Annotated in this window: 9 protein-coding genes; 2 read left to right on the forward strand and 7 right to left on the reverse strand. The window is 74.3% G+C overall.

The window, feature by feature from the left end; translation table 11 throughout:
• The coding region (locus G6R24_RS15080; RefSeq protein WP_225438561.1) for an NsdA family TPR-like regulatory protein at positions 1–1,215 on the forward strand (1,215 nt) is incomplete at its 5' end.
• Between the two features lie 119 nt (positions 1,216–1,334).
• Positions 1,335–1,934: a hypothetical protein gene (locus G6R24_RS15085; RefSeq protein WP_163549886.1), complete on the forward strand. Its 600-nt coding sequence runs from the start codon at positions 1,335–1,337 to the stop codon at positions 1,932–1,934.
• 40 nt (positions 1,935–1,974) lie between these two features.
• Here G6R24_RS15085 and G6R24_RS15090 read toward each other — a convergent pair whose 3' ends face one another.
• From G6R24_RS15090 to G6R24_RS15120, 7 genes are all read right to left on the reverse strand, one after another.
• Entirely contained in the window at positions 1,975–3,171 is a 1,197-nt protein-coding gene (locus tag G6R24_RS15090; RefSeq protein WP_163549887.1) for an MSMEG_0565 family glycosyltransferase, read from the reverse strand.
• Complete coding sequence (locus tag G6R24_RS15095) at positions 3,168–4,085, reverse strand: carbon-nitrogen hydrolase family protein (RefSeq protein WP_163549888.1); 918 nt, start codon at positions 4,083–4,085, stop codon at positions 3,168–3,170. Before G6R24_RS15095 ends, G6R24_RS15090 begins: the two co-directional genes overlap by 4 nt.
• On the reverse strand, positions 4,082–5,470 hold the full coding sequence (locus tag G6R24_RS15100; RefSeq protein ID WP_163549889.1) for an MSMEG_0569 family flavin-dependent oxidoreductase: 1,389 nt from the start codon (positions 5,468–5,470) through the stop codon (positions 4,082–4,084). The genes G6R24_RS15095 and G6R24_RS15100 overlap by 4 nt, the downstream gene beginning before the upstream one ends.
• Entirely contained in the window at positions 5,467–6,342 is an 876-nt protein-coding gene (locus G6R24_RS15105; RefSeq protein WP_163549890.1) for a carbon-nitrogen hydrolase family protein, read from the reverse strand. The genes G6R24_RS15100 and G6R24_RS15105 overlap by 4 nt, the downstream gene beginning before the upstream one ends.
• Positions 6,339–7,727 carry an MSMEG_0567/sll0787 family protein gene (locus G6R24_RS15110; protein WP_163549891.1) on the reverse strand — a complete coding sequence of 463 codons (1,389 nt, stop codon included), beginning with the start codon at positions 7,725–7,727 and terminating at the stop codon, positions 6,339–6,341. Before G6R24_RS15110 ends, G6R24_RS15105 begins: the two co-directional genes overlap by 4 nt.
• Entirely contained in the window at positions 7,727–8,785 is a 1,059-nt protein-coding gene (locus G6R24_RS15115; RefSeq protein WP_163549892.1) for an MSMEG_0568 family radical SAM protein, read from the reverse strand. The genes G6R24_RS15110 and G6R24_RS15115 overlap by 1 nt, the downstream gene beginning before the upstream one ends.
• A gap of 3 nt (positions 8,786–8,788) precedes the next feature.
• Positions 8,789–9,240: MSMEG_0572/Sll0783 family nitrogen starvation response protein (locus G6R24_RS15120; protein WP_163549893.1), on the reverse strand; the 452-nt coding region annotated here is incomplete at its 5' end.

Below are 9,240 nucleotides of genomic sequence, written 5' to 3' on the forward strand. Positions count from 1 at the left end.
GTCGGGGCTGGTGGGGCGGGGACGCCCGGGGCCGCGGCTGGAGCGCCGCGACCGTCGCGTCCCGTGGCCGGCGGGCCGGCGGACGACGCGCAGAGGAGAGCCGACGGCGACGGCTCCGGCTGGGACACTCTGCGGCTCGCACACGAATGGCTGCTCACCGAGCCGCCGCAGATCATGGAACTCGCCGCCGGACGGCACATCGGCGCGGCGCTGGCCGAACGGGTCGAAGGGCGGGTCGCCCAGTTTCGCCGGCTCGACGACCACATCGGCGGGCGTGACCTGATCGGCCTGGTCGAACGGGAGATGGTCGCCACCGTCACGATGCTGCGCGAGGCGTCCTACGACGCCGCCGTGGGTCGCCGGCTGTTGGCCTCCGTCGCCCAGCTCTGTCAGCTCGTCGGATGGATCGCCGCCGACGCCGGCCGTCAGCACAGCGCCCGCCGCGTCCTGTCCGGCGGAATCCGGGCGGCCCATGCCAGCGGAGACGTCGCGCTGGCCGCGAACCTGATCTCCACCCAGTCCTACCAGCTGGTCAACCAGGGGGATGTCCGGCGCGGTGTGCTGCTGGCCCAGACGGCCTGCGCCGGTGTCGACCGTGCCACCCCGGCGGCCGCGCAGGCCCTGCTGGCGGACCGGCTCGCCTGGGCCTACGCCCGAGCCGGTGACCGGCCCGCCTGCGAGCGGACCCTGGCCCAGGTCGAACGCCTCTACGACCAGGCCGACCGCGGGCCCCGCCCCGACTGGGCCTACTGGCTGGACGAACGTGAGATCGACGTGATGGCCGGCCGCTGCTGGACCCAGCTGTGCCGTCCGGAGCGCGCCGAGGCCCGGCTGCGGGCGGGCCTGGCCGGCTACGATCCGCTGCGCGCCCGGGAGGTCGCCCTCTACGAGTCGTGGCTCGCCGAGGTCAACCTGTTGCGCGGCGACGTCGAGCAGGCCTGCGAACGGGCCATCCGGATCGCCCGCCTCGACAGCCGGGTCAACTCGGCGCGCACGTCCGAACGCCTGCGGATGCTCGCCGGACGCCTCGCCGGCTACCGTTCCGTCCCCGCCGTCCGCGACTTCCTGGAGGTCTACCAGGCGCTGCGCGGCGTCGCGCCCGAACCCCCGCCATCCACCGCCGTCCCGTCTTCTGGTGGGGGCCCGCCGCCCCCCGCGGCGCGGCCCGGGCCGCCGGCTCCGCGGGTGTCATCCGAAAGTTGCGCCAGCAACTGAACCGGGGTTGTCGCCGAGCCGTGAGGACAGGTGGGGCGGTCCTGACCGGGGCGCCCCGCAGATGACACGGTGATTGACCGCACGCTCACGGTAGCGTCCGTGGCACCCGGATCGGAGGCATGGTGGGACCGACGGAAGTCAGCGGGCTACCCGCACACGTTCTGCTGGTGCACGTGGTCGTCATCCTGGTGCCGCTCGCGGCCCTGCTGGTGGTCCTGGCCGCCGTCTGGCCGGCGGCCCGCCGTCGGCTTGGGCTGGTCACGCCGCTGGTCGCGCTGGTGGCGCTGGTGAGCGTGCCCCTGACGACGCACGCCGGCGAATGGCTCGAGGCACGCGTGTCCTCGGACGAACTGGTGCGCCGGCACACCGAACTCGGCGACGAGCTGCTTCCCTGGGTGATCGGTCTGTTCGTGCTGGCCCTGGTCGGCTGGCTGTGGGCGGCCTACTCCGGCGGCACCTGGCCCCTGCGTGGCCGGACGGGCGCTGGCGTCCATGCGACGACAGAGGTCCATGCGTCCGGGGCGTCCGGTGGGGCCGGGGGGCCCGGGGTAGGGCGGGCGGCGGCGCTTGGAGGGACGACGGGGCTCGCGGTCATGGTCGTGCTCGCCGTGCTCAGCATCGTGGTCTCGGTGGGATCGGTCGTGCAGGTCTACCGCATCGGCGACAGCGGCGCGAAGGCCGTCTGGGACGGCGGCTTCAGCGAGTCCCCGCGCTTCTGAGTCCCCGCGTTCCCGCGTCACCTCTCGTGGATCTTCGACATCAGACGGTGGCGGAGGTCCTGGTCAGACGGTGGTAGAGGTCGAGGTGGGCGCGGGCGGCGGCGGCCCAGGTGTAGCGGGTGGCGAGGGCGCGGCCGGCGATGGTGAGCGCGGGGTCGCGGTGGGCGGCGGCGGTGAGCAGCGCGGCGGCGACATCGGTGGGGGTGGCGCCGTAGCGGACGGTGGGGCCCAGGACCTCACGCAGCACTGGCAGGTCACGGGCCACCACCGGTACCCCGGCGGCCAGCGCCTCCAGGGCCGCGAGGCCGAAGCCCTCCTTCGTCGAGGGGAAGGCGAACACGTCGGCCTGGGCGACCAGGGACGGGAGCGAACCGTGCTCGACCGGGCCGAGAATCCGCGGGGTGACGCCGAGCCGGTCGGCGCTGGCGAGCACCTCGTCCCGGTAACCGCGGTAGTCGAACAGGGTGTCGCCGCCGGCGATGACCAGGGAGAGGTCCGGGCGGGCGGCGCGGACCGTCGCCATCGCCTCGACCAGGTCGGCGGTGCCCTTGCGGGGCTCGATGCCGCCCACGGCGAGAACGTACGGGCCGCCGAGCGTGTCCGCCCAGGACGAGCGGGCCGCCCGGTCGTCGGCCGCGGCGGCGAACCGGGCGGCGTCCACCCCGTTGGGGATCACCGTCGGATGGATGCCCCATCCGCGTGTCACCTCGGCGGCCACGGCGGCGGAGACACACACGTGCGCCGAGGGGGCGACGACCGCGCGTTCGTGGCAGGCGGCCAGCTGCGGGGTGGTGAACGTGTCGAGATGGTGGATGGTGCGCACGCAGCGGGCGAGATGCCCCGAACCGCCTGGACCACCCGAACCGGTGGGGCGGAGCCTGGCGTTGGCGTTGAGGACGGCGTTGGCGCTGATGCAGTCCTGGGCGTGCACCACGTCGTACCCGCGGTCGTGGTCCTGGGCGGCGTGTGGGGTGAAGGCGTCGGCGAGCACGGCGATGGAGCGGACGATGCGGGCGCCGACCGGTTCGTCCGGGAGGTCGGGGAAGGGGACGGCCCGCACGACGACCCGCGGGTCGAGGGGGCGGAAGAAGCCGCCGTCCCCGCCGCGGGCCAGCGTCCACACGTCGACGCTGGCCCCGAGGGCGACGAGGGCCTCGGCCAACGCCAGGGTGTGCACGACGCCGCCGCGTGGACGGGTCGAGTAGGTCAGCAGCGCGATGCGCGGCGGGCCCGTCATCCGGGCGTACCGTCGCTGGCTCGCCGACCCGATCGGCCGTCCGAGCGCCCGCCGGGTGCCCGTGCCGCTGTCGGCGGGCGGCTGTCCGTGGGGGTGTACAGGTCGGGACGGCGTTCGGCGAGGTGGTGCAGGACGAGCCGGGCCCGCTCGATCTCGGCGTCGACGTCCAGTTCGGCGACGGCGAGGCCGCCCTTGGCCCAGGTGCGGGCGAGGATGTCCCCGCCGGGGCCGACCACCTTGGCCTGGCCGAAGAAGTTCAGGCCGCCCATCGTGCCGGTCTGGTTCGACGACAGCCAGACGATCTGGTTCTCGGCGGCGCGGGCGCAGTCGTACAGGTCGAACAGGCGGGCCTGCCGGTCCTGGGTGAGCCGTTCGGCGCGTCGGGTCAGGCTCGCGGGCCAGGCGGACAGGCAGGCGACGATGCGGGCGTCGTCCAACGCCAGGGTGCGGGCGGCCTCGGGGAACGTCTTGTCGTAGTCGACGAGCATCCCGACCCGGCCGAGCGGGGTGTCGAAGGCGGCGATCCGCTCGCCGGCGGCGTACACCAGCGCCTCACCCGGCGGCTGGTGGACCTTGCGGTAATGGCCGAGCACCCCGTCCCCGTGGACGCACACCGCCGAGTTCCAGCGGTGTCCGTCGGCGAGCTCGGTGAACCCCAGGCAGACCAGCAGGTCACCGGCCAGCGCCGCGACCCGACGCAGATGCGGGCCGGTGACGTCCACCGCGGGCGGCAGGGCGTGCGGATCGGGGGAACGCAGATCGGTGAGGTAACCGCCGAGGGCACCGCCGGGCAGGACGACCATCGACGCCTCGGCCCGGCGCGCCGCGTCGATGATCGAACTGATCCGTTCCAGTGATCGGTCGAGGTCCCGGCCGAAATGGGCGCCCGCCGCAGCGAGACGCAGCACTGTCACCGGCGGATCACCCCGCCCGTCCGCTCCGCCGCGCCTGTCCGCGCCGGCCCGCCAGGCTGGTCGGCGAGGGTCGGCGGCTGGGTTCGCGCCCGGGAGCGGTGCTGGTCGGTGATGCGTTCGGTGATGCGTTCGGCGAGGTGGGCCGCGTCCGGGGCGAGGCCGGCGAAACGGCCCGAACCCCAGGTGTGCAGCCAGGGCAGGCCGAGGAAGTACAGGCCGGGCACGGCGGTGACGCCGCGTAGGTGCTGGGGGTGGCCGGCTCCGTCGAAGACACCGGCGTGCAGCCAGCGGTAGTCCCGGGTGAAACCGGTGGCCCACACGACGGCGGCGATGTCGTCGACGGCGAGGTCCGGACCGGTGGACGACGGCGGATGCCACACCGGGACGTAGCGGCTGGGGCCGATCTCCACCGCCGGACCGTGGGTGGCGATGTGCGTGTCGATCAGGCCGTTGATGCCGTTGTAGACCTCGTCGGCGGTGTCCAGGTTGGCACCGAGATCGCCGGCGAAGTGGAACTGGCCGTCGACGAGGTCGAGGAGCCGGCCGTGCAGGATCATGCCGTCGCGGGCGAAGGCCCGCAGATCGATGTCGCGGCCGCCGTCGCGTCCGGTGACGTAGTGGTTGGTGCGGTCCTGGGTGCGTTCCGCCAGCGGCCGGTCGGTGACGGGCCTGGCGTAGTGGCCGGTGTCGTGCATCCAGGCGATGACGTCGCGGCCGCGGTAGGTGCGGGCGAAGCGCGGCGCGTTGCCGACGGCCAGATGCACCTCGCGGCCGGCCAGGTGCAGATCCTCGGCGATCTGCGCCCCGGACTGGCCGGTGCCGACGACCAGCACCGGGCCGGCGGGCAGCGCGTCCGGGTTGGTGTAGGCGGAGGAGTGCACCCCGACGAGCCCGGCCGGGAGCCGTTCGGCCAGCCGGGGGATCGCCGGCACGTGGTAACCCCCGGTGGCCACGACCGCCTGATCGACCAGGAGCTCGTGCTCGTCCCCGCCGCTGGAGGTGGCGGCGGTCGTGGTGCGCAGGACGAAACCGCCGGCGGGATCCTCGGCGCCGGGGCCGTCGCCGCGGGGGCGCAGCGAGGTGACGGCGGTGTGCTCGCGCAGGGGCGGGGCGAAGCTCGCGCGGTAGCCGTCCAGCCAGTCGAGGATCTGGGCGCGGAGCATGAAGCCGTCCGGGTCGGGGCCGGTGTAGGTGTAGCCGGGGAGCTGGCACTGCCAGTTCGGGGTGACCAGGCAGAAACTGTCCCAGCGGGCGTCGCGCCAGGTGTGCGTGGCGGTGTCACGTTCGAGGACGGCGTGTTCGACGCCGGCGGCGACCAGATGCCAGCTCAGGGCGAGGCCCGCCTGGCCGCCACCGATGATGGCGACCGGAAGGTGTTCACTCACGGCTCGATCCGTCCCATGGCGCCGGCCGGGTAGGCGTCGGGGCGCCGGTCACGTAGGTGGAACATGCTGGCCCGGGCGGCCGAGAGCATGTCGTCGAGGTCGACGGTGGCGTAGGCGACGCCGGGCGCGGTTCCGGTGGTGGCCAGGATGTCGCCGCCGGCGTCCACGACCTTGGCGCTGGCGACGAAGCGCAGCGAACCGAACGTGCCCGCCTGGTTGGACGACACCCACAGCACCTGGTTCTCCAGCGCCCGGGCCCGGTCGAACAGGTCGAAGCGGCGGGTACACCGGTCCTGGGTGAGGTCCGGGGCGGCGAACGTGCGGGCGGCGGGCCACGCCGACAGGCACGCGACGATCTGGGCCCCGTCGACGGCCAGGGCTCGGGCCGCCTCCGGGAACGCCTTGTCGTAGCAGATCAGCATGCCGAGGCGTCCCACCGGTGTGTCGAACGCGGCGAAGCTGTCCCCGGCCCGGTAGGACGCGCCCTCCCCGAGTGGCTGGTGCACCTTGCGGTGGACGCCGAGCACCCCGCCACCGTGGAGGGCCACCGCGGTGTTGTACCGGGCCGCCCCGTCGGACTCGCACAGCCCGACGGCGACGACCAGGTCCCCGGCGAGCGCGGCCAGCCGGCGCAGTTCCGGCCCGTCGATGTCCAGGGCGGGCGGCAGCACCGACGCCTCGTCGACGAGGTCGTCCGACGCGGCGGGAGCGGGGGAGTCGAGGGCGGTCAGGTAGCCGCCGAGGGCGGCCTCGGGCAGGACGACCAGGCTCGCGCCGCGGTCCCGCGCGGCCTCGAGCAGGGTTTCGATGCGGGCGAACGCCGCGGACAGGTCCCGTCCGAACTCGGCGGCCACCGCGGCGACCGTGATCATGAGATTCCTCCAGCGGGGCCGAGCCCGGTGACGGCACCGGGCACGCCCGTGGTGATGTCGCCGTCGGGCCAGCGCAGCGCCACCCCGGTCCCGGCGACCAGGGCGCCGCAGACGGCGCTGGTCGCGGGGCCCGCGTCGGCGACGCCACGGCCCGGCTCGTCGGCGGTGAGCATGGCGAAACCGGGAAAACACGACAGCCAGTCGGCCAGGCGCACACCGGTGGGCCTGGGCACGGCGGCCACGTCCAGCACGGCGGCGCAGCCGCTGGCCTCGGCGAGCATGCCGAGGGTGCCGACGGTGCCAGCCATGCTGACGTCCTTCGCCGCGGCGGGGGCGGTGCGGGCGACGACGCTGGTCATCGCGGCGAGTTCGAGGGCGCCGCGGCTGGTGCTCGAATCCCACTGGCGGCCGGTGTGCCCGCGCCGCCAGCCCCCACCGGTCACGGCGTGTCCCGGGCGTCCACCGCCGGCCGGCACCGGACGGGACGCCCGTCCCAGCGCCGTCACCGACAGCGCCGCCGGGACGCCGAGCTGGGTGTGCCCACCGAGGACGGGCAGCCGGTAGGCGGCGGAGGCGGCCCGCAACCCGGACAGCACCCGGGCGGCGAAGGAGGCGTCCCGGGCGCCGAGCGCGTCGAGCAGCCCCACGGGTTCGGCGCCCATCGCCGCGAGGTCGCCGGCGTTGACCAGCACCCCGCACCAGCCGGCCCACTCCGGGTCCCGTTCGACCAGCGACGGCACGATCGCGTCGCAGGCGGCGATCAGATCGCTGCCGGGTACGGGCGCGCCGTCATCGCCGACGAACCCGTACCCGCCGGGGCGCAGGTCGGCGAGCAGCCCGCCCAACGGGGCCTTCACCGCCGCGGCCTGCCGGGCGAACCGGTCCACCGGCCAGCGCATCAGCATGTGCTGCCGGCCGGCCACCAGATGCGGTCGCACCGCCTGCCAGCCGAGCCGGGCGAACATCCGCGCCGGCGCGGGCTGCACCGTCGCCTCGAAACGCAGCACCCCGGCCTGTTCGGCGTGGGCGCAGGCCGCCCGCACCAGCGCCGCCCCCACCCCGGCGGCCCGCCGCCGCGCCGCCCGTTCGACGACCAGCCGGCTGCCGCGCCACCACCCCAGCTCCGCGCTGGTGACGCAGTGCAACCGGACGCCGCCGAGCAGGAAGCCATCCGGATCATGGGCGAGCAGGACGACGGTGCGCGGATCGTCATCGGCGTCGTCGTGGTCGTTGCCGGTGAACAGGCCCTGCTCGGTGACGAACACGTCGTGGCGCAGCCGCCGGTAGGCCGACAGCGCCCGCGGGTCGTCGGCCACGTCGATCGTCCACGCCCGACGCAGCGTGTCCGGCGCCGGGACGCCGAGCAGAACATCACCCAGGGACATCACGCACCTGCCGAGCGCAGGGCGCTGCACGCCCCGCAGGCCGCGCAGCCCGCCCGCTGGTCGGCGCCGGTCATGTCGGCCGCCCGCAGCAGGGCGGCGACCCGGCTGGTCACATCCGCGACGACGGCGGCCGGGGGAGTGACCGCCCCGTCCACGTCGACGGCGAGTGTGCCGGCGATCGGCCGCAGCGGCACGACGAACGGGTAGACGCCGAGTTCGACGAGTTCGGCCGCACCGGCGACCAGTTCGTCCGGGTCCTCGCCGAGACCGACGATCAGATAGGTGGAGACCTGGTTGCGGCCGAACACCCGCACGGCCTCCCGCCAGGCCGCCCGGTACTCGCTCAGCGGCACCGACCCCTTGCCCGGCATCCACCGCCGCCGGACCTGCTCGTCCAGGGACTCGACGTGGATGCCGATGCTCACGGCGCCGGCGTCGCGCAGGTCACCGAGGACGGCCAGATCCTCCGGCGGTTCGCACTGCACCTGGATCGCCAGGTCCGGCACCGCCTCGACCACCGCCCGCACGCAGCGGGCCAGGTGGCGGGCGCCGCGGTCACGCCCGGCGGACGTCCCGGTGGTCAGCACCAGCTGGTGGACGCCGTCCAGGCGCACCGCCGCCTCGGCGACCTCGGCGAGCTGCGCCGGGGTCTTCACCGCGGTGGTCGCCCCCGAACGCAGCGACTCCTCGATCGCGCAGAACCGGCATCGTTGCTCCGGCGCGTAGCGGACACAGGTCTGCACGACCGTGGTGGCCAGCACGTCCGCGCCGTGCAGCCGGGCGATCTGGTGGTAGGGGATGCCGTCGGAGGTGCGCAGGTCGTAGAACGCCGGCCGGCGTACCGGTTCGACGTCGAGCCCGAGATCGACCCCGTCCAGCAGCAGCCGGCCCTCGCTCACCCGGTAACGGCTGGTCGCCACGATCGGTAGCGCCGTGCCGACCCCGTCCAGCAGGACATGGCCGTCGTCGGAGGGACCGGCACCGCCGCGGCGCCGCACGGGTGCGTCCAGCGCCACCCCGCGGACCGCGAGCTCACTTCTCAGCGCGGTGCTCGTCATCGATCACACCATGTAGGTGGAGTTGATGATGGCGCCCTTGCGGGCGTAGTGGATGACCGCGTCCTGGACGTCGAGCGGATGCGCGGGAATGACCCCGGCGATGAGGTCCTCCTCGCGGGCACCGTGCAGCGCCAGGCCGAAACGGCAGCAGTAGACCGTGCCGCCCTCCTTGATGAACGTCTCCAGCGCCAGGTTGATGTTCGTCTCGCCGGGGAAGGCCGCGTCGCCGGTGGTCGGGAAACCACGGTTCGCGACGCAGTTGATCGCCCCGGGCCCGTAGAAGTAGATCGCCGACTCGAATCCCTTGCGCAGCGCGCGGGTGGCCTGGAGAACGGCGACGAAGCTCACCGACGACTCGTGCGCGATACCGTGGACAAGCGTGAAGTACGACTCGCCGTTCTCGGCCTGGTAATCGGGGAAAATCTTGGTCGAGCCGTAGATGTTGCTGCCCTTGG

Source organism: Candidatus Frankia nodulisporulans, from assembly GCF_902806475.1.
GTDB lineage: Bacteria > Actinomycetota > Actinomycetes > Frankiales > Frankiaceae > Frankia > Frankia umida.

Excerpts from the sequence above, each read along its gene's own strand:
- G6R24_RS15085 (WP_163549886.1), top strand. The coding sequence starts at position 1,335 with ATGGTGGGACCGACGGAAGTCAGCGGGCTACCCGCACACGTTCTGCTG.
- G6R24_RS15090 (WP_163549887.1), bottom strand. The coding sequence starts at position 3,171 with ATGACGGGCCCGCCGCGCATCGCGCTGCTGACCTACTCGACCCGTCCA.
- G6R24_RS15105 (WP_163549890.1), bottom strand. The coding sequence starts at position 6,342 with ATGATCACGGTCGCCGCGGTGGCCGCCGAGTTCGGACGGGACCTGTCC.
- G6R24_RS15110 (WP_163549891.1), bottom strand. The coding sequence starts at position 7,727 with ATGTCCCTGGGTGATGTTCTGCTCGGCGTCCCGGCGCCGGACACGCTG.
- G6R24_RS15115 (WP_163549892.1), bottom strand. The coding sequence starts at position 8,785 with ATGACGAGCACCGCGCTGAGAAGTGAGCTCGCGGTCCGCGGGGTGGCG.